Origin of the sequence: Streptomyces sp. NPDC053541 (assembly GCF_044544705.1) — a bacterium.
GTDB lineage: Bacteria > Actinomycetota > Actinomycetes > Streptomycetales > Streptomycetaceae > Streptomyces.
The window spans coordinates 452,649-471,122 of the sequence record NZ_JBITXM010000002.1 but is presented as its reverse complement, the minus strand read 5'-3'; the positions used below and the strand labels follow the sequence as shown (position 1 = coordinate 471,122).

General features: G+C 73.9%; 16 protein-coding genes. 2 read left to right on the top strand and 14 right to left on the bottom strand.

All coding sequences use genetic code 11. The features are described from left to right. Window positions 1-59 precede the first annotated feature (59 nt). The 10 genes from gatB to ACIGW2_RS06140 form a co-directional block, all read right to left on the bottom strand. Window positions 60-1,571 (bottom strand): Asp-tRNA(Asn)/Glu-tRNA(Gln) amidotransferase subunit GatB, encoded by a 1,512-nt coding sequence (gene gatB / locus ACIGW2_RS06185; protein ID WP_391652615.1) that lies wholly within the window; start codon window positions 1,569-1,571, stop codon window positions 60-62. Window positions 1,572-1,587: 16 nt separating this feature from the next. Then, window positions 1,588-1,821: a hypothetical protein gene (locus ACIGW2_RS06180; RefSeq protein WP_189800629.1), complete on the bottom strand. Its 234-nt coding sequence runs from the start codon at window positions 1,819-1,821 to the stop codon at window positions 1,588-1,590. Window positions 1,822-1,826: 5 nt separating this feature from the next. Further along, window positions 1,827-3,320 (bottom strand): Asp-tRNA(Asn)/Glu-tRNA(Gln) amidotransferase subunit GatA, encoded by a 1,494-nt coding sequence (gatA, locus tag ACIGW2_RS06175; protein WP_356068183.1) that lies wholly within the window; start codon window positions 3,318-3,320, stop codon window positions 1,827-1,829. A gap of 4 nt (window positions 3,321-3,324) precedes the next feature. Then, window positions 3,325-3,621 (bottom strand): Asp-tRNA(Asn)/Glu-tRNA(Gln) amidotransferase subunit GatC, encoded by a 297-nt coding sequence (gene gatC, locus ACIGW2_RS06170; RefSeq protein WP_046905390.1) that lies wholly within the window; start codon window positions 3,619-3,621, stop codon window positions 3,325-3,327. A gap of 214 nt (window positions 3,622-3,835) precedes the next feature. Then, window positions 3,836-5,950 (bottom strand): putative bifunctional diguanylate cyclase/phosphodiesterase, encoded by a 2,115-nt coding sequence (locus ACIGW2_RS06165; RefSeq protein ID WP_399841410.1) that lies wholly within the window; start codon window positions 5,948-5,950, stop codon window positions 3,836-3,838. 316 nt (window positions 5,951-6,266) lie between these two features. Continuing rightward, on the bottom strand, window positions 6,267-8,444 hold the full coding sequence (gene ligA / locus ACIGW2_RS06160) for an NAD-dependent DNA ligase LigA (RefSeq protein WP_391652613.1): 2,178 nt from the start codon (window positions 8,442-8,444) through the stop codon (window positions 6,267-6,269). Between the two features lie 32 nt (window positions 8,445-8,476). After that, window positions 8,477-9,490, bottom strand: coding sequence for a methionine synthase (locus ACIGW2_RS06155; RefSeq protein WP_391652612.1), 1,014 nt, complete (start codon window positions 9,488-9,490; stop codon window positions 8,477-8,479). Continuing rightward, entirely contained in the window at window positions 9,487-11,529 is a 2,043-nt protein-coding gene (locus ACIGW2_RS06150; protein ID WP_399841405.1) for a tetratricopeptide repeat protein, read from the bottom strand. Before ACIGW2_RS06150 ends, ACIGW2_RS06155 begins: the two co-directional genes overlap by 4 nt. A 31-nt stretch (window positions 11,530-11,560) precedes the next feature. Next, window positions 11,561-12,259 (bottom strand): SDR family oxidoreductase, encoded by a 699-nt coding sequence (locus ACIGW2_RS06145; RefSeq protein ID WP_361579667.1) that lies wholly within the window; start codon window positions 12,257-12,259, stop codon window positions 11,561-11,563. Between the two features lie 4 nt (window positions 12,260-12,263). Next, on the bottom strand, window positions 12,264-12,809 hold the full coding sequence (locus tag ACIGW2_RS06140) for a TIGR00730 family Rossman fold protein (RefSeq protein ID WP_391652609.1): 546 nt from the start codon (window positions 12,807-12,809) through the stop codon (window positions 12,264-12,266). Between the two features lie 97 nt (window positions 12,810-12,906). On the opposite strand from ACIGW2_RS06140, the gene ACIGW2_RS06135 reads away from it, so the two are divergent. Continuing rightward, window positions 12,907-13,536, top strand: a complete 630-nt coding sequence (locus tag ACIGW2_RS06135; protein WP_399841402.1) for an alpha/beta fold hydrolase — start codon at window positions 12,907-12,909, stop codon at window positions 13,534-13,536. An 18-nt stretch (window positions 13,537-13,554) separates the two neighbouring features. Here the strand turns inward: ACIGW2_RS06135 and mnmA are convergent, their stop codons facing one another. Then, complete coding sequence (gene mnmA, locus ACIGW2_RS06130) at window positions 13,555-14,694, bottom strand: tRNA 2-thiouridine(34) synthase MnmA (RefSeq protein ID WP_361579655.1); 1,140 nt, start codon at window positions 14,692-14,694, stop codon at window positions 13,555-13,557. A 75-nt stretch (window positions 14,695-14,769) separates the two neighbouring features. Between mnmA and ACIGW2_RS06125 the strand changes: the two genes are divergently transcribed. Next, window positions 14,770-15,492, top strand: coding sequence for an N-acetylmuramoyl-L-alanine amidase (locus ACIGW2_RS06125; protein WP_391652606.1), 723 nt, complete (start codon window positions 14,770-14,772; stop codon window positions 15,490-15,492). A 28-nt stretch (window positions 15,493-15,520) separates the two neighbouring features. Here ACIGW2_RS06125 and ACIGW2_RS06120 read toward each other — a convergent pair whose 3' ends face one another. From ACIGW2_RS06120 to ACIGW2_RS06110, 3 genes are all read right to left on the bottom strand, one after another. Next, window positions 15,521-16,684, bottom strand: a complete 1,164-nt coding sequence (locus ACIGW2_RS06120) for a cysteine desulfurase family protein (protein WP_391652605.1) — start codon at window positions 16,682-16,684, stop codon at window positions 15,521-15,523. A 183-nt stretch (window positions 16,685-16,867) separates the two neighbouring features. Beyond that, the gene (locus ACIGW2_RS06115; protein ID WP_391652936.1) at window positions 16,868-17,743 is read right to left on the bottom strand and encodes a thioesterase family protein; all 876 of its coding nucleotides are present in this window, start codon (window positions 17,741-17,743) and stop codon (window positions 16,868-16,870) included. Between the two features lie 41 nt (window positions 17,744-17,784). Then, window positions 17,785-18,465, bottom strand: a complete 681-nt coding sequence (locus ACIGW2_RS06110) for a trimeric intracellular cation channel family protein (protein WP_391652604.1) — start codon at window positions 18,463-18,465, stop codon at window positions 17,785-17,787. Window positions 18,466-18,474: the final 9 nt, after the last annotated feature.

Below are 18,474 nucleotides of genomic sequence, written 5' to 3'. Positions count from 1 at the left end.
AGGGAGCGGCCCCGCACCGGAACTCCGGTGCGGGGCCGCTCTGTGCCGGGTGGCCGGGATCAGCCCTCGCTGACGCCCAGCTTCTCCAGGATCAGGTCCTTGACCTTCGCCGCGTCCGCCTGGCCGCGGGTGGCCTTCATGACCGCGCCGACCAGGGCGCCGACCGCGGCGACCTTGCCGCCGCGGATCTTGTCGGCGATGGCGGCGTTGCCCGCGATGGCCTCGTCGACCGCCGCGCCGAGCGCGCCGTCGTCGGAGACGACCTTCAGACCGCGCTTGTCGACGACCTCGTCCGGGGTGCCCTCGCCGGCGAGGACGCCCTCGATGACCTGACGGGCCAGCTTGTCGTTCAGGTCGCCGGAGGCGACCAGGGCCGAGATCCGGGCCACGTCCGCCGGGGTGATGGGCAGCTCCTCCAGGGAGACGCCCTTCTCGTTGGCGTTGCGGGCCAGCTCGCCCATCCACCACTTGCGGGCCGAGGCCGCGTCGGCGCCCGCCTCGATGGTGGCGACGATCGGGTCGACCGCGCCGGCGTTGAGGATGGCCTGCATGTCCAGCTCGGACACGCCCCACTCCTCGCGCAGCCGGTTGCGGCGCACCCGCGGCAGCTCCGGAAGGCCCTTGCGCAGCTCCTCGACCCACTCGCGGGCGGGGGCCACCGGCACCAGGTCCGGCTCGGGGAAGTAGCGGTAGTCCTCGGCGTTGTCCTTGATGCGGCCGGCGGTCGTGGTGCCGTCGTCCTCGTGGAAGTGCCGGGTCTCCTGCACGACCTTGCCGCCGGACTCCAGGATCGCCGCGTGCCGCTGGATCTCGAAGCGCGCCGCCCGCTCGACCGAGCGCAGCGAGTTCACGTTCTTCGTCTCCGAGCGGGTGCCGAACTCCGACGCGCCCTTCCGCATCAGCGAGAGGTTGACGTCGCAGCGCATCTGGCCCTTGTCCATGCGCGCCTCGGAGACGCCCAGGGCGCGGATCAGCTCGCGCAGCTCGGCCACGTAGGCCTTGGCGACCTCGGGGGCCCGCTCGCCGGCACCGACGATCGGCTTGGTGACGATCTCGATGAGCGGGATGCCGGCCCGGTTGTAGTCGAGCAGCGAGTGCGAGGCGCCGTGGATGCGGCCGGTCGCGCCACCGATGTGGGTGGACTTGCCGGTGTCCTCCTCCATGTGGGCGCGCTCGATCTCCACGCGGAAGACCTCGCCGTCCTCCAGCTGCACGTCGAGGTAGCCGTTGAAGGCGATCGGCTCGTCGTACTGGGAGGTCTGGAAGTTCTTCGGCATGTCCGGATAGAAGTAGTTCTTCCGGGCGAAGCGGCACCACTCGGCGATCTCGCAGTTCAGCGCGAGGCCGATCTTGACGGCGGACTCGACGCCGACGGCGTTGACGACCGGCAGCGCGCCGGGCAGGCCGAGGCAGGTCGGGCAGGTCTGCGTGTTGGCGTCCTGGCCGAGCTCGGTCGAGCAGCCGCAGAACATCTTGGTCTTGGTGCCGAGCTCGACATGGACCTCCAGGCCCATGACGGGGTCGAACTCGGCGAGCGCCGCCTCGTACGACAGCAGTTCAGTGACAGTCACGGTGGAACTTTCCCTCTCAGCCCAGCAGGACGTCGTCGTCGCCGAGACGCTTCAGCTCGCGGTACAGGATCGCGAGACCGGTGACGATGGCGGCGGCCGACACGGCGGAGTCGATCAGGCGCAGCACGTCGTGGTCGTTGCGGGCCAGCTTGGCCTGCTTGGCCACGCTGACGGCGCCGAAGGCGGTGGTCGCCAGCGACACGTAGATGCCCGTCTTCGACTTCTTGAAGTTCTTGGCCTTCTTTGCCATGGCACTCACAGCGACGGAGCCTCCTCGAGCAGCGGGTGACCCCACTTTTCCACGAAGGCGGCCTCGACGGCGGCACCGACCTTGTAGAGCCGGTCGTCCTTCAGGGCGGGGGCGATGATCTGGAGACCGACCGGGAGGCCGTCCTCCGGCGCGAGGCCGCAGGGCAGCGACATGGCGGCGTTGCCGGCCAGGTTGGTCGGGATCGTGCACAGGTCCGCGAGGTACATCGCCATCGGGTCGTCGGCGCGCTCGCCGATCGGGAAGGCGGTGGTCGGCGTGGTCGGCGACACGATGACGTCGACCTGCTCGAAGGCCTTCTCGAACTCACGGGTGATGAGCGTGCGGACCTTCTGCGCCGAGCCGAACCAGGCGTCGTAGTAGCCCGAGCTCAGCGCGTAGGTGCCGAGGATGATGCGGCGCTTGACCTCGGGGCCGAAGCCGGCCTCGCGGGTGAGCGCGGTGACGTCCTCGGCGGAGCGGGTGCCGTCGTCGCCGGCCCGCAGGCCGTAGCGCAGGCCGTCGAAGCGGGCCAGGTTGGACGAGCACTCGGACGGCGCCACGATGTAGTACGCGGAGAGCGCGAGGTCGAAGGACGGGCAGTCCAGCTCGACGATCTCGGCGCCCAGCGACTTCAGCAGCTCGACGGACTCGTCGAAGCGCTGCACGACGCCGGCCTGGTAGCCCTCGCCGCGGAACTGCTTGACGATGCCGACGCGCATGCCGGCCACCGAGCCGTTGCGGGCGGCCTCGACGACCGGCGGGACCGGGGCGTCGATGGAGGTGGAGTCGAGCGGGTCGTGCCCGGCGATGGCCTCGTGCAGCAGGGCCGCGTCGAGGACCGTGCGGGCACAGGGGCCGCCCTGGTCGAGCGAGGAGGAGAAGGCCACCATGCCGTAGCGGGAGACCGCGCCGTAGGTCGGCTTGACGCCGACGGTGCCGGTGACGGCGGCGGGCTGGCGGATCGAACCGCCGGTGTCCGTGCCGATGGCGAGCGGGGCCTGGTACGCGGCGAGCGCGGCCGAGGAGCCGCCGCCGGAGCCGCCGGGGATCCGGGTGAGGTCCCAGGGGTTGCCGGTCGGGCCGTAGGCGCTGTTCTCGGTGGAGGAGCCCATGGCGAACTCGTCCATGTTGGTCTTGCCCAGGATGACCACGTCGGCCGCCTTGAGCTTCTTGACCAGCGTGGCGTCGTACGGCGGGATCCAGCCCTCCAGCATCTTCGAGCCGACCGTGGTGGGCACGCCCTGGGTCGTGAAGATGTCCTTGAGCGCCAGCGGGACGCCGGCCAGCGGGCCGAGCTTCTCGCCGCGGGCCCGCTTCTCGTCCACGGCACGGGCCTGGGCGAGGGCGCCCTCGCGGTCGACGTGCAGGAAGGCGTGGACCTTCTCGTCCACGGCGTCGATGCGCGCGAGGTGGGCCTCGGTGACCTCGACGGCGGTGAGCTCGCCGGAGGCGATCTTCGCCGCGATCTCGGCGGCGGTGAGCTTGATGATGTCCGTCACGGTCTTAGTCCTCCCCCAGGATCTGCGGCACCTTGAAACGCTGCTGCTCCTGGGCCGGGGCGCCGGAGAGCGCCTGCTCGGGGGTGAGCGACGGACGGACCTCGTCCGCGCGCATGACATTGGTCAGCGGCAGCGGGTGGGAGGTCGGCGGTACGTCTTGGTCGGCGACCTCGGAGACGCGGGCGACCGCGCCGATGATGTCGTCGAGCTGTCCGGCGAAGTGGTCGAGTTCCTCGTCGGCGAGTTCCAGACGCGCCAGCCGAGCGAGGTGTGCGACCTCCTCGCGCGTGATGCCAGGCATGCAGCGATCCTCTGGGTGAGTCTTGTGGATGTACCGCAATCCTAGGGGGCGTGCGCCGCGGCCATGAACACCGATCGCCCTCCCCGCCGGTGCGGGGAGCAGGGTTGTCCGGCGAAATGCACGAGTTCGTCGCCCGGATCATCCCCAGGAGAGGGGACATCCCGGTCGGGGGCCGGGGGCACCACGATACGCCGCCGCCCGGGCTCGCCCGGGGTCATTGGACGACACGGTCCGGGGAGGCCTCGACCTCGGCCAGGGCCGCGATCTCCGAGGGGCGGCGCCAGCCGTGTTCGCCTCGGGCGCGGAGCCAGGCGGTGGTCTCGCCGGGCGGCATCGCGGCGGCGACCAGCCAGCCCTGGACGGCGTCGCAGCCCAGGTCGCGCAGGCGCTCCCAGGTCTCGTCGTCCTCGACGCCCTCGGCGACCACGAGCAGGCCGAGCGAGTGGGCGAGGTCGACGGTGCAGCGGACGATCTCGGCGTCCTCGGTGTCGACGGCGAGCCGGGCGACGAAGGAGCGGTCGATCTTCAGTTCGCTCACCGGGAGGCGGCGCAGGTGCACCAGGGAGGAGTAGCCGGTGCCGAAGTCGTCGAGCGACATCTTGACGCCGTGGCCGGTGAGGCCGGCCATGGTGTCGGCGGCCCGCTGCGGGTCCTCCAGGAGCACGTGCTCCGTTATCTCCAGCTGGAGCGCGCCGGCCGGGACGCCGTGCCGGGCGAGCCGGGCGGCGACGGCGCCGGCGAAGCCGGGGGTGTGCACGTCGCGGGGCGAGACGTTGACGGCGACCGGCACGTCCAGGCCCTGGGCGCGCCAGCGGGCGACCTGGGCGAGGGCGGTCTCCAGGACGTACTCGGTGAGGTGGGGCATCAGGCCGGAGGACTCGGCGATGGCGATGAACTCGTCCGGAGGAACCTTCCCGCGCTCGGGGTGGACCCAGCGGACCAGCGCCTCCAGGCCGGCCACCTGGCCGTCGAAGCGCACCTTGGGCTGGTAGTGCAGCTCGACCTCGCCGGCGTCGAGGGCGCGGCGCAGGTCGCCGAGGAGCCCGAGCCGGTCGGGGGTGTTGGAGTCGCGCTTGGACTCGTAGACCTCGACGCCGGTGCGGTCCCGCTTGGCCTGGTACATGGCGACGTCGGCGCGGCGCAGCAGGCCCTCGGCGTCGAGCGCGTGCTCGGGGAAGACGGCGACGCCGGCGCTGGCCTCCAGGACGAGGGTGAGCCCGTCGAGGTCGAGCGGCGAGGACAGCTCGGCGACCAGGTGCCGGGCGACCCGCTGGGCGCTGGTGGTGGAGTCGGCGGTGGGCAGCAGGACGGCGAACTCGTCGCCGCCGAGCCGGGCGGCCTCGGCGCCGCGGGGCAGGGCGAGCCGGAGCCGTTCGGCGATCTGGAGCAGCAGCCGGTCGCCGGCGAGGTGCCCGAGGGTGTCGTTGACCGAGCGGAAGCGGTCGAGGTCGATGAGGACGAGCGCGGAGCGCACGCCCTCGCCCTCGGCCTCCTCCAGGGCGGTCCAGGTGCGCTCCAGGAGCCACTGGCGGTTGGGCAGGCCGGTGAGCGGGTCGCGCAGCTGCTCCTCGGCGCGGGCGCGGGCGATCCACAGGGTGGAGTCGAGGGCGATCAGCGGGACGGCGAAGAGCGGCAGGAGTACGGGCCGGGAGGCGGCGACCACGCAGATGAGGGGGGCGATGCCGAGCAGGGCGACGGCGACGAGGCCCTGCCGGAGCAGTGCGGTGCGGGCGGCGGTGGGCAGTCCGCCGGTCTGCGGCGCGAGCGCGTACCACAGCAGCAGCCGGGTCGCCACGAGATAGGCGACGGCGGCGAGCATCACTTCCGGGACGTCGGCGATCCCCCAGTCGAGGGGTCGCCAGGGGTGCTCGACGGTGGGGACGTCGCCGAAGGTGGCGAGGACGAGGGCGGCGGCGGCGGTGCCGACGACGTCGACGGCGCCGTGCAGCAGGCCCTGGCGCCAGCGGTGCCGGCGGGCGGCGGCGACCAGCACGACGACGGTGAGCGCGACCAGACAGGCGGGCAGCCAGCCGTAGAGCAGCAGCACGGCGAGGGTGAGGGCGGCGCCGGAGCCGGTGCCGCCCCACCAGCGGTCGCGGCCGAGCGCGACCAGGTGGCCGACGATCAGGCCGGTGAGGACGGCCAGTGACCAGCCGGCGGCGCCGCCGGGGAAGAGGCCCTCGCCGGTGCTCAGCGCCCGGTACAGACCGGCGACGAGCAGGACGGCGGCGACGCCCACCAGCACTCCGGGCAGCCCGGAGGTGATGCCCACGAACGCCGCACGGCCCTGGGGCCGTGCGACCGGGGCGGCACTCTCGGTCGGTTTCATTCCCGTCCCTCTCACAGCCGGCGGTGCCGTCGCAACGCGGGGCCGTCGTGATGCCACTGGGCCGTCGTCCCGCCGCGCGCCGGACACGCGTGTCCTGCTCCTGCGCGCCGGCAGGGCCCTCGTGCGGCCGTGCGCGACGGACGCACGGTCACCACACTAGGCCGCGGAGGGCCGCTACGGGCAGCGCTCTCCATCTCTTGCCCGAATGCCACCAGGCCACCCGTAACGATCTGGTATGCGCCGAACGGGTGAGCTTCCGGGGCCCGTCGAGGGGCGGGTCGCGGCCGGCCGCCGGCCCGCCGCGACCCGGCGGCGGCTACTCGGCGACGGGCAGCGCGGCCTCCTGAGCGGCTTCGGGACCCTGTTCGAGCAGGATCCGGAAGCCGGCCTCGTCGAGAACCGGAACCTTCAGCTGCATGGCCTTGTCGTACTTGGAGCCGGGATTGTCACCGACGACCACGAAGCCGGTCTTCTTCGAAACGGAACCCGTCACCTTCGCACCCAGGGCTTGCAGCGCCTCTTTTGCGCCATCCCTGGTGAAGTCCTGGAGGGTGCCGGTGACCACCACGGTCAGCCCCTCCAGCGGACGCGGGCCCTGGTCCTCGCCGGCGCCCTCGTCCTCGAAGGTGACCCCCGCGGCCCGCCACTTGCGCACGATCTCGCGGTGCCAGTCCTCGGTGAACCACTGCTTCACCGCGGCGGCGATGATCCCGCCGACCCCGTCGACCGCCGCCAGCTCCTCCTCGGTGGCCTGCTCGATCCGCTCCAGGGAGCGGAACTCACGGGCCAGCGCCTCGGCGGCCACCGGGCCGACGTGCCGGATCGACAGGCCGTTGAGGAAGCGGGCCAGCGGGCGGGTCTTGGCCGCCTCGATGTTGGCCAGCATCGCCAGGGCGTTCTTCTTCGGCTCGCCCTTCTGGTTGGCGAAGACGGAGACGACCTTCTCCTCGCCGGTCTTCGGGTCCCGCTTGGGCAGCCCGCTGTCCTGGTCGAGGACGTACGCCTTGATCGGCAGCAGCTGCTCGATCGTCAGGTCGAAGAGGTCGCCCTCGTCGGCCAGCGGGGGCTCGGCCGGCTCCAGCGGGCGGGTGAGCGCCGCCGCCGCGACCATGCCGAAGTTCTCGATGTCCAGGGAGGAGCGCCCGGCCAGGTAGAACAGGCGCTCGCGGAGCTGGGCGGGGCACGTCCGCGCGTTGGGGCAGCGCAGGTCGATGTCCCCCTCCTTCATCGGCTTCAGCGGCGTCCCGCACTCCGGGCACTCGGCCGGCATGACGAACTCGCGCTCGCTGCCGTCCCGCAGGTCCGTGACCGGGCCGAGGATCTCCGGGATCACGTCACCGGCCTTGCGCAGCACGACCGTGTCGCCGATCAGCACGCCCTTGGCCTTCACCACGTCCTGGTTGTGCAGGGTGGCGAACTCGACCTCGGAGCCGGCCACCGTCACCGGCTCCACCTGCGCGTACGGGGTGACCCGGCCGGTGCGGCCGACGCCGACCTTGATGTCGACCAGCTTGGTGTTGACCTCCTCCGGCGCGTACTTCCAGGCGATCGCCCAGCGCGGGGCGCGCGCGGTGGAGCCGAGCCGGCCCTGGAGCGGGATCTCGTCCAGCTTGACGACCACGCCGTCGATCTCGTGCTCGACGGAGTGCCGGTTCTCCCCGAAGTACGCGATGAACTCCCGCACGCCGTCGAGCGAGTCGACCACCTTGTTGTGCCGGGCGGTGGGCAGGCCCCACTCGCGCAGCAGCTCGTACGCGTCGGAGAGGCGGCCGATCTCCAGGCCCTCGCGGGCGCCGATGCCGTGCACCACCATGTGCAGCGGGCGGGTCGCCGTGACCTTCGGGTCCTTCTGGCGCAGCGAGCCCGCGGCGGCGTTGCGCGGGTTGGCGAAGGGCTTGTCGCCGGCCTCGACCAGGCGCGCGTTGAGCCCCTCGAAGGCCTCCATCGGGAAGTAGACCTCGCCGCGGATCTCCACCAGGTCCGGCACGCGCTCGCCGCGCAGCCGCTCCGGGATGTCGGCGATGGTCCGCACGTTCGGCGTGATGTCCTCGCCGGTGCGGCCGTCGCCGCGGGTCGCGGCCCGGGTCAGCCGGCCGTGCTCGTAGGTGAGGTTCACGGCGAGGCCGTCGACCTTGAGCTCGCACAGGAAGTGGTAGGTGCTCGTGCCGACGTCCTTGGCGACCCGCTCGGCCCAGGCGGCCAGCTCCTCGTCGTCGAAGGCGTTGTCCAGCGACAGCATCCGCTCGCGGTGCTGGACCGCGGTGAACTCCGTCTCGTACGACCCGGCGACCTTCTGGGTCGGCGAGTCGGGCGTCCGCAGCTCGGGATACTCCTCCTCCAGGGCCTCCAGGGCGCGCAGGAGCCGGTCGAACTCCGCGTCGCTGATGACCGGCTGGTCCTTCACGTAGTACCGGAAGCGGTGCTCCTCGACCTGCTCCGCCAGCTCGGCGTGCTTCTCCCGCGCCTCGGCGGGGGCCCCCTGTTCGACTGCCACCGTTCCTCGTCCTCCCGATCCCTGAAACCCGGTCACTCTGGGTTGTCCGCGAGCGATCTCGCCGCCCGGACGCAGTGCGCCAGCGCCTTGCGGGCGTACGCCGGCGAGGCGCCCGCGAGACCGCAGGACGGGGTGACCACCACGGACTCGGCGAGAGTCCCCGGATTCAGCCCCAGCCTGCGCCACAGCGTCCTGACACCCATGACGCTACCGCCCGGGTCCGACAATGCCCCCGAGGCCGGGTCCGTGGACGGCACCACACCGGCGAAGAGCTTGGTCCCGGCCTCCACGGCCTCGCCGATCGGCTCCTCGTCACGCTCGGTGAGGAGCGCGAAGTCGAACGACACCCCGGCCGCCCCGGCCCGCCGCAGCAGCCCGAAGGGCACGTCCGGCGCGCACGAGTGCACCACGACCGGACCGTCGTGCACGGCGATCACCTCGCGCAGCGCGCTCTCCACCACCTGCCGGTCGACGGCCCGGTGGGTGCGGTAGCCGCTGGCGGTGCGGATCCGCCCGAGCAGCACGGCGGTCAGCGAGGGCTCGTCGAGCTGGAGCACGAGCCGGGCGCCCGGCACCCGCCGGCGCACCTCGGCGAGGTGCCCGCGCAGTCCCTCGGCCAGTGAGCCGGCCAGGTCCCGGCAGGCCCCCGGGTCGGAGAGGGCGGCCTCTCCCCCGCGCAGCTCCAGGGCCGCGGCGAGCGTCCACGGCCCCACCGCCTGCACCTTCAGGGCGCCCTCGTAGCCCTGGGTGAACTCCTCCAGGGCGTCCAGGTCCTCGCCCAGCCAGGACCTGGCCCGCCGGGTGTCCCGCCCCGGCCGGTCGCTGATCCGCCAGCCGCTCGGCTCCACGTGCGCGTACAGCTCGACGAGCATCCCGGCGGTCCGCCCGATCATGTCCGCGCCCGGCCCGCGGGCGGGCAGCTCGGCCAGGAACGGGAAGTCCTCGAAGGACCCGGTCACGGTCTTGGCGGCCTCCCGGGCGTCGCCGCCGGGCAGCGAACCGACGCCGGTGGCGGAGGCCCAGGGGAAGTCATTCGTGTCACTCACCCCGGCAGGGTACGTGCCGTGCGCTCCAGGGCGTCGCGGGTGGCGACGGTGACGGGGTGGTCGGGGCCGAGGACGCGGGCGCGGGCGTCGAGGACGGCGGCGAGTTCCGCACGGGCGAGGTCGGGTTCCAGGCAGCGGGCCAGGTTGAAGCGGGCGGTGAGGGTGTGCGGGTGCTCCGTGCCGAGCAGCCGCCGCCGGGCCGCGGTCACGGCTTCCAGTTCCGCCCGTGCGAGGGCCCGGTCGCCGAACTCCAGGAGGAGGACGGCCCGGTTCTCCCGGGTGACGAGCGCGTTGGGGTGCTCGGCCCCCAGGGTGCGGGCCTCGACCTCCCGTACGGTCTCCAGCTCGGCCAGCGCCTCGCGGGTGCGCCCGAGCAGGGCGAAGCAGACCGCGAGGTTCTGCCGGCAGGCCAGGGTTCGCCAGTGCTCCGGGCCCAGAGCGCGGGCGCAGTCGGCCAGCGCCAGGGAGTACTCCGCGCAGGCCCGGTCCAGCCGCCCGTTGCGCTGGAACGCCGTCGCCAGCTCGTTGCGGACCTGGAGGGCGAACTCCCTTTCGACGTCGTCCGCCGCGCTCTCCACCGCGAGGTCGCCGAGCAGTTCCAGTGCCTCGCGGTCGCGGCCCGCGTTCAGCAGCGCCCGGCCCCGTTCGAAGCGCGCCTCCCGCACGATGCGGTGCCCGGCCCCGAGTCCCTCCTCGGCGCCCCGGCACACCAGGTCCACGGCCGTGCCGGCCTCGGCGACCAGACCGCGCGCGTTCAGCGAGCGCACGGCGAGCACCGCGCCCTCCCAGACGTCCTCCGGCACGCCCGGCCGCAGGGCGTCGAGCAGGTGCGGGACGAGCAGCGGCCACAGCGGACCGTGCTCCTCCGGCACCTCGCTGTCGAGCGCCGCCCGCGCCGACAGGAGCTCCCGCGCTCCCCGGTACGCGTCCCGCACCAGCGGATGGAGCGTCACCACCGGCTCCCGGTCCGTCCGCAGGGCCGCGAGGCCCACGCGGTCCAGGCCCTGGAGGCAGCTCCACAGCTCGCCCGGCGGGACCGCGACCCGACCGGGGGCGAACACCCGCAGCGGCACCGGCGCGTCGGCGAAGCCGGCGAGGAGCCGCAGGACCTCCTCCGCGCGCGCGTGCCCGCGGTCCCGCAGCAGGCGCAGGGACATCTCCCAGATGCGGGCGAGGGTGCCGTCGCGGTCGACGGCGAGGTCCCCCGCGCCGAGGGCTGCGAGATAGGCGGCGTACGTGGCGGGCTCGCCGTCCGTGCGGAGGAAGGCGGGGCGTTCGGCGACGGAGGCCAGGTAGCGGCCGGCGCTGTCCAGGGCGAGCGGAAGGCCGCCGAGGCGTACGGAGAGGGCGGCGGCGTCCGTGGCGGGCCCGGCCCCCTCCCCCGCCCGGTCGGCCAGGGCGCGGGCGCCTTCGTCGCCCGGGAGCGCGCCCAGCGGGTGGAGCACGGGGCCGTGGCCCCACGCGGCGGGGTCGCCGTCGCGGGTGGTGACGAGGACCAGGCCCCCGGCGCGGGGCGCCCGGACCCAGCCGGTGCCGGCCGCGAGGGCGCCCGGGCCGTCGAGCAGGGAGAGGTCGTCGGCGTTGTCGAGGACGAGGAGCCAGGGGCCGGGAAGGGCGGCGAGGCGCTCCCACAGGAGGTCGGCGGTCTGACCGCTCGCCAGCTCGTCCTCGCGGAGGCCGACCCGGCGGGCCACCGCCCGCAGCCCGCCCGCGAGCCGTCCGGCGTCCTGCGCGGCCACCCACCAGACGGGGGCTCCGCGGCGCGCGAGGACGTCGGCGGCCTCCAGGGCGATGCTGGTCTTGCCGACGCCGCCGAGGCCGTGGAGGACGTGCGTGCCGGTGGCGGCGAGCAACCGGTCGAGCAGGTCCCCGCGCCCGCGCAAGGGCGCGCCGCGCCGCCCGAACGGGGGCGCGACGGTCACCTCGTCGGCGGGCTGCGGAGCCTGGTGCACCACCAGGTGCTCGATGTGGCCGGCCTGGACGACGGTCCCCTGCGTCCCGCCGGTGATGGAGTTGCCGCTCCCCGCCCCCGTGCTCATCCCCGCTCCCGCCCCCGTGTCCCGTTCCGGCTCAGCGCCCCGGGCGGACGGTCAGGTCGTTGACCTCGGCGTCGCGCGGGAGGTCGATCGCCATGACGATGGTGGTGGCCACCGACTCGGGATCGATCCAGCGGGACGGGTCGTACTCCTTGCCCTCCTGCTGGTGGACCTTCGCCTGCATGGGGCTCGCGGTGCGGCCCGGGTAGACGGACGTGACGCGCACGCCGTTGCCGTGCTCCTCGTGGCGCAGGGAGTCGGCGAGCGCCTTGAGGCCGTGCTTGGAGGCGGCGTAGGCGCTCCACTCGGCGTGCGCGTTGAGGCCGGCGCCGGAGTTCACGAACAGCACGTGGCCCTTGGAGACCCGCAGTTGGGGCAGGAAGTGCCGGGTGAGCTCGGCGGGGGCGACGAGGTTGACGTTCAGCTGGTGGTGCCAGGCCTTCGGGGTGAGCTCCCCGACCGGTCCGAGGTCGACGACGCCGGCGACGTGCAGCAGGGTGTCGACCCGCTCGGGCAGCGACTGGTGCGAGAACGCCCAGGACAGGCGGTCCGGGTCCGCCAGGTCGCCGACGAGCGTGCGCGCGCCCGGAAACCGCGCCGCCAGCTCCTTCGCCCGCCCCGCGTCGCGCGCGTGCAGCACGAGTTCGTCCCCGCGCGCGTGCAGCCGACGCGCGACGGCGGCGCCGATGCCGGAACCGGCTCCGGTGATCACATGAGTAGCCATGGGACCCATGCTCTCAGGCCCCGTGGCCCAGCACCGTCTCCTCCAGGTACGCGAGCGCCGCCGCCCCGTCGTCGGCGAAGAAGACCAGGTCGGTCAGCGGGATCGGCAGGAAGCCCTCGTCCTCCATGCGGCGGAACTGCGCCTTCAGGCCGTCGTAGAAGCCGGCCGTGTTGAGGAGCACGACGGGCTTGGTGTGCTTGGCGTGCTTCTTCAGTTCCAGGATCTCGGTGGCCTCGTCGAGGGTGCCGGTGCCGCCGACCATGACGACGATCGCGTCGGACTTGGCGAGCAGCAGCGCCTTGCGCTCCGCGAGGTCGCGGGCGACGACCATCTGATCGGCCTTGGGGCGGGCCTTGTGGGCGAGGAAGTCGACGGAGACGCCGACCAGCCGCCCGCCGGCCTCCTCGACGCCGTCCGCGACGACCTTCATCAGACCGGTGTCCGAGCCGCCCCAGACCAGGGTGTGGCCCGCCTTGCCGAGGCGGGTGGCGAAGTCGCGGGCGGGGGCGGTGTACCGCTCGTCGAGGTCGGCGGCGGAGAGGAAGACGCAGATGTTCATGGGCCCCACCGTAGGCGCTCGCCCCGGCGGCGAGAATTTTTCCGGAAGTTCCCGCCGGGAGCGATGAGTTCCCGGGGCGGCCCCGGTCTGCCCTTCCATGGACGAGGTGACGACGACGCGGTGCGGCTCCCGGGGCCTGGTCAGGTCGCAGGACGGGACCCGCATCGCCTACGAGCGGTACGGGGACGGGCCGCCGGTGATCCTGGTGAGCGGGGCGTCGGGCACGGCCCGCGGGGAGCGGCCGCTGGCCGGGCTGCTCGCCCGGCGCTATTCGGTGGTGGCCTACGACCGGCGCGGCCGGGGTGCGAGCGGGGGCACCGGGCCGTGCGCGGTGGAGCGGGAGATCGCCGACCTGGCGGCGCTGGTCGACGCGGTGGGCGGCGCGGCGGGCACGGCGGCGGTGCACGGCACGGCCTGCGGCGGCGCGCTTGCCCTCGCGGCGGCGGCCGCCGGGGTGCCGGTCGGGCCGGTGTCGGTGTACGAGCCGCCGTACGGGCCGGAGGACTCCGGCCGGCTCGGCCGGGTCCACGCGCGCGTGCTCGTGGTGGACGGCGGGGCGAGCCCTGCCTGGGCGCGGCGGGCGGCCCGGTGCGTGGCGGCCGCCCTCCCGCGCGGCCGGCACCGCACCCTGACCGGCCAGACCCACGAGGTGGCGCCCCACGTGCTGGCGCCGGTCCTGGAGAACTTCCTGGACGCCTGCCGCACGGAGCAGCCGGTGGGGGCGTGACGCCTCTTCCGGAAGGTGCTACGCCGAGACGGCCGTCCGGCGCACCGTCCTCGCGATGGTCGCCGAGCCGACCACCCGCGTGCCGTCGTACAGCACGATCGCCTGGCCCGGGGCCACGCCCCGGACCGGCTCGTCGAAGGTGACGGTCAGTTCGCCGTCGGCCATCGCCGCGCTCACCGGGGTCTCCTCGCCGTGGGCGCGGAGCTGGGCGGTGTAGCGGCCGGGGCCCTCGGGGGCGGCGCCGCACCAGCGGGGCTTGATGGCGGTGAGGGCGGTGACGTCGAGGGACTCGACGGGGCCGACGGTGACCGTGTTGTTCACGGGCGAGATGTCGAGGACGTAGCGCGGCTTGCCGTCGGGGGCGGGGTGCCCGATGCGCAGGCCCTTGCGCTGGCCGATGGTGAAGCCGTAGGCGCCCTCGTGGGTGCCCACCTTCGTACCGGACTCGTCGACGATGTCGCCCTCCGCCGTGCCGAGGCGGGAGGCGAGGAAGCCCTGGGTGTCGCCGTCGGCGATGAAGCAGATGTCGTGGCTGTCGGGCTTCTTCGCGACGGCGAGGCCGCGCCGCTCCGCCTCCGCCCGGATCTCGTCCTTGGTGGTGAGGGTGTCGCCGAGCGGGAACATGGCGTGGGCCAGCTGGCGCTCGTCGAGCACGCCGAGCACGTACGACTGGTCCTTGGCCATGTCGGAGGCCCGGTGCAGCTCGCGGGTGCCGTCCTCGTTGACGACGACGGTCGCGTAGTGCCCGGTGCAGACGGCGTCGAAGCCGAGCGCGAGGGCCTTGTCGAGCAGCGCGGCGAACTTGATCTTCTCGTTGCAGCGCAGGCACGGGTTGGGCGTGCGGCCCGCCTCGTACTCGGCGACGAAGTCGTCCACCACGTCCTCGCGGAAGCGCTCGGCGAGGTCCCACACGTAGAAGGGGATGCCGATGACGTCGGCGGCGCGCCGGGCGTCGCGCGAGTCCTCGATGGTGCAGCAGCCCCGCGCGCCGGTGCGGAAGGACTGCGGGTTCGCCGAGAGGGCGAGGTGCACGCCGGTGACGTCGTGACCGGCCTCGGCGGCGCGGGCGGCGGCGACGGCGGAGTCCACTCCGCCGGACATGGCGGCGAGGACCCGGAGGGGTCGGGGGTGCGGGCGCTGCGGCGAGGTCTCAGTCATAGCCCTACCAGGGTACGGGGCGCCGGGAACCGGGAGCGGGGAACCAGGGTCGCGGGCGGGAGCGTTCTCGCTCACATGGGGAACAAGGGGAGCGGAAGGAAACGGCCCGCGAAGAAGGGAGCCGCCGGGAAGAAGGGAGCCGCGGGGAAGAAGGGCGGGCCCACCCGGCGGGCGGTGCTGCTCGGCGGCACGGTCGCCGTGGCCGGCGCGGCCGTCTTCGCCCGCGACGAGCTGGCCCGCCTCTGGTGGCGGCTGCCCGGCATGGAGAAGAAGCGGGTGGAGGGCGAGCTGGACCACAAGGGCGCCGAGTGGACGGCCGCCTCGGGCTACAACTGGCGGCGCGCCGACCGCCCCGACGACTACGTGATCGACCGGGTGGTGATCCATGTCGTCCAGGGCAGCTACCGCTCCGCGCTCAAGGTCTTCAAGGACCCGGCCCACGGCGCCGCCGCGCACTACGTGGTGCGCAAGGACGGGCACGTCGCCCAGATGATCCGCGAGCTCGACGTGGCCTTCCACGCCGGGAACCGCGACATGAACGAGCGCAGCATCGGCATCGAGCACGAGGGCTTCGTCGACCGCCCGCAGGACTTCACGCCGGCGATGTACGAGGCCTCGGCCCGGCTCACCGCCGGCATCTGCGCGCGGTACGGGATACCCGTGGACCGGGAGCACATCATCGGGCACGTGGAGGTGCCCGGCACGGACCACACCGACCCGGGCCCGCACTGGGACTGGAAGCGGTACATCGCGCTGGTGCGGCAGGCGCGCGCGAAGATCCCGGCGCCGGCCGGCTGAAACCGGCGGCCGGCCTTGCAACGGCGGGTCAGCTGAGACCGGCGCTCCGGGCCCGCTCGACCGCCGGGCCGATCGCCTCGGCGACCGCGGCCACGTCCTCCTTGGTGGAGGTGTGGCCCAGGCTGAAGCGGAGGGTGCCGCGGGCCAGCTCCGGGGAGGCGCCGGTGGCGAGCAGCACGTGGCTGGGCTGGGCGATGCCGGCGGTGCAGGCCGAGCCGGTGGAGCAGGCGATGCCGGCGGCGTCCAGGAGCAGCAGCAGGGAGTCGCCCTCGCAGCCGGGGAAGGTGAAGTGGGCGTTGGCGGGGAGCCGGTCGACCGGGTCGCCGCCGAGGAGCGCGTCGGGGACGGCGGAGCGGACCGCGGCGACGAGCTCGTCGCGCAGGGCGCCGACCTCGCGGGCGAACTCCTCTTGGCCCTCGGCCGCGAGCCGGGCGGCCACGGCGAAGGCCGCGACGGCGGGCACGTCGAGGGTGCCGGAGCGCACGTGGCGCTCCTGGCCGCCGCCGTGCAGGACGGGCACCGGGGTGTGCTCGCGGCCGAGCAGCAGCGCGCCGATGCCGTACGGGCCGCCGATCTTGTGGCCGGAGACGGTCATGGCGGCGAGTCCGGAGGCGGCGAAGTCGACCGGGACCTGGCCGACCGCCTGGACCGCGTCCGCGTGCAGGGGCACGCCGAACTCGGCCGCCACGTCGGCGAGTTCGCGGACCGGCAGCACGGTGCCGATCTCGTTGTTGGCCCACATCACGGTGGCCAGGGCGACGTCCTCGGGGTCGCGGGCGAGTGCCTCGCGCAGCGCCTCGGGGTGCACCCGGCCGTAGGAGTCGACCGGCAGGTACTCGACGGTGGCGCCCTCGTGGGTGGCGAGCCAGTCGACGGCGTCGAGCACCGCGTGGTGCTCGACGGGGCTGGCGAGGACCCGGGTGCGGCGCGGGTCGGCGTCGCGGCGGGACCAGAAGAGGCCCTTCACGGCGAGGTTGTCGGCCTCGGTGCCGCCGGAGGTGAAGACCACCTCGCTGGGCCGCGCGCCGAGCGCGCCCGCGAGGCTCTCGCGGGCCTCCTCGACGGTCCGCCGGGCGCGGCGGCCGGCCGCGTGCAGCGAGGAGGCGTTGCCCGTGACGGCGAGCTGGGCGGTCATCGCCTCGATCGCCTCGGGAAGCATGGGCGTGGTCGCGGCGTGGTCGAGGTAAGCCATGGTGCGTCGATTCTACGAGGCGGGCCCGCCCACCCGGGAAGGCGCCCTTGCGCCATCAGCGGCGACGCGACCCGGCCGCGCCCCTCGCCAGGGGGCGGTCCCGGCCCGGCCCCTCGCGTCAACCCCTGGGCCCGGCCCCTCGGCCCGGCCCCTCGGCCCGGCCCCTCGGCCCGGCCCCTCGACTCAGCCCCTCGGCGCGCGGGCGAGCTGGCGGGACTGGGCGACCAGGCGGTCGGCGCTGTCCCAGACCTCGGCGTCCTCCTCCAGGAAGCCGCCCGCGAGGTTGCGGGTGGTGATGGAGACGCGCAGGGGGCCGGGGGCCGGGCGGCAGCGGACGTGGGTGGTCAGCTCGACGGTGGGGGTCCAGCCCTTGAGGCCCAGTTCGAAGGAGGTCGGCGGGAGGGCGTCGACCGTGAGGAGCAGCGACAGCGGGTCCGGGTCGCGGCCGTCGGCGAGGCCGAACCAGCCGCGCATCTCGCCCTTGCCGGACGGCGCGCCGATCGCCCAGCCGACGGTGGCCGGGTCGAGGCGGATGTCCAGGCGCTCGGTGATCGCGGAGGAGCCGGGGATCGCCGGGGTGGGGCCGTCGGAGGCGCCGAAGCACTGGTCGATCGGGGCGATCGCGGGCGGGGCGGCGGTGGTGCGGACGTCGTCCGGGAGGGCGTCCAGGTCGCCGTACGAGGCGAGCACGCGGATCCGCTCCACCTCGCTGCCGTCCTCAGCGAACTGCAGCAGGGAGGCCTGGCCGGTGGAGAGGGTGCGGCCGGTGCGGACCGTCTCGACGCGGATCACGGCCGGGCCGGGCACGGACGGCGTGAGGTAGTGCGCCGAGATCGTGAACGGGTCCGGGTGCGGCAGGTGCTCGCCGAGCGCGCGGCCGAGGAGGGCGAGGAGGTAGCCGCCGTTGACGGCGTGGATGATCGTCCAGCCGGCGGACAGCTCGGCGTCGTAGACCCCGGGCTCGCGCAGGGTGACCGCGGTGTCCCGGTCGAACTCGCTCGTGGCGCCGCTCGCGACCCCGTCCGCCGCGCCGTTCGTCGTGCCGTTCACCGTCTCCATGCTGCTCGTACTCATGGCCGAAACGCTACCCGAAGTAGCTACTAAGCGGTAGCTTTTTCGTTGTCCGGTTCCTCGCGCGCGTTCGACCGCCGGTTCCAGGCGCGCGGGGCCCGCCAGTGGTAGCGCATCGCGAGCAGCCGCAGCGCGAAGGCGGTCAGCACGGCGAAGCCGCTGGTGTACGCGTTGAGCACGTCGAAGCGGAGGGAGAGCACGACGATCGTCGCGCCCACGATGGCCGGTACGGCGTAGAGGTCGCGGTCCCAGCGCAGCAGCGAGGGCACCTCGTTGGCCAGCACGTCGCGCAGCACGCCGCCGCCCACGGCCGTGGCGAGGCCGAGCGCCGCGGAGGAGGTGAGCCCGAGCCCGTAGTCGTACGCCTTGGTCGTGCCCGTCACGCAGAACAGGCCGAGGCCCGCCGCGTCGAAGACGTTGACCGCGGTCTGGGTGCGCTCCACCTCGGGGTGGAGGAAGAAGACGAAGGCCGTCGCGATCAGCGGCATCAGGAAGTAGCCGAGATCGGTGAAGGCGGCCGGCGGCACCGCGCCGATGATCAGGTCGCGGAAGAGGCCCCCGCCGAGCGCGGTGACCTCGGCGAGGACGGCGATGCCGAAGACGTCGAAGTTCTTGCGGACGGCGAGCAGCGCGCCCGAGATGGCGAAGACGAAGATGCCGACGAGGTCCAGCGCGTGTTGGACCGACGGATTGAACAGATCGTGGAGCACCGAACCATT

What these genes read in the sequence shown, in the direction of transcription:
- ACIGW2_RS06180 (WP_189800629.1), bottom strand. Translation starts at nt 1,821, where the DNA reads ATGGCAAAGAAGGCCAAGAACTTCAAGAAGTCGAAGACGGGCATCTAC.
- gatC (WP_046905390.1), bottom strand. Translation starts at nt 3,621, where the DNA reads ATGCCTGGCATCACGCGCGAGGAGGTCGCACACCTCGCTCGGCTGGCG.
- ACIGW2_RS06165 (WP_399841410.1), bottom strand. Translation starts at nt 5,950, where the DNA reads ATGAAACCGACCGAGAGTGCCGCCCCGGTCGCACGGCCCCAGGGCCGT.
- ACIGW2_RS06150 (WP_399841405.1), bottom strand. Translation starts at nt 11,529, where the DNA reads ATGAGCACGGGGGCGGGGAGCGGCAACTCCATCACCGGCGGGACGCAG.
- ACIGW2_RS06145 (WP_361579667.1), bottom strand. Translation starts at nt 12,259, where the DNA reads ATGGGTCCCATGGCTACTCATGTGATCACCGGAGCCGGTTCCGGCATC.
- ACIGW2_RS06140 (WP_391652609.1), bottom strand. Translation starts at nt 12,809, where the DNA reads ATGAACATCTGCGTCTTCCTCTCCGCCGCCGACCTCGACGAGCGGTAC.
- ACIGW2_RS06135 (WP_399841402.1), top strand. Translation starts at nt 12,907, where the DNA reads ATGGACGAGGTGACGACGACGCGGTGCGGCTCCCGGGGCCTGGTCAGG.
- mnmA (WP_361579655.1), bottom strand. Translation starts at nt 14,694, where the DNA reads ATGACTGAGACCTCGCCGCAGCGCCCGCACCCCCGACCCCTCCGGGTC.
- ACIGW2_RS06125 (WP_391652606.1), top strand. Translation starts at nt 14,770, where the DNA reads ATGGGGAACAAGGGGAGCGGAAGGAAACGGCCCGCGAAGAAGGGAGCC.
- ACIGW2_RS06120 (WP_391652605.1), bottom strand. Translation starts at nt 16,684, where the DNA reads ATGGCTTACCTCGACCACGCCGCGACCACGCCCATGCTTCCCGAGGCG.
- ACIGW2_RS06115 (WP_391652936.1), bottom strand. Translation starts at nt 17,743, where the DNA reads ATGGAGACGGTGAACGGCACGACGAACGGCGCGGCGGACGGGGTCGCG.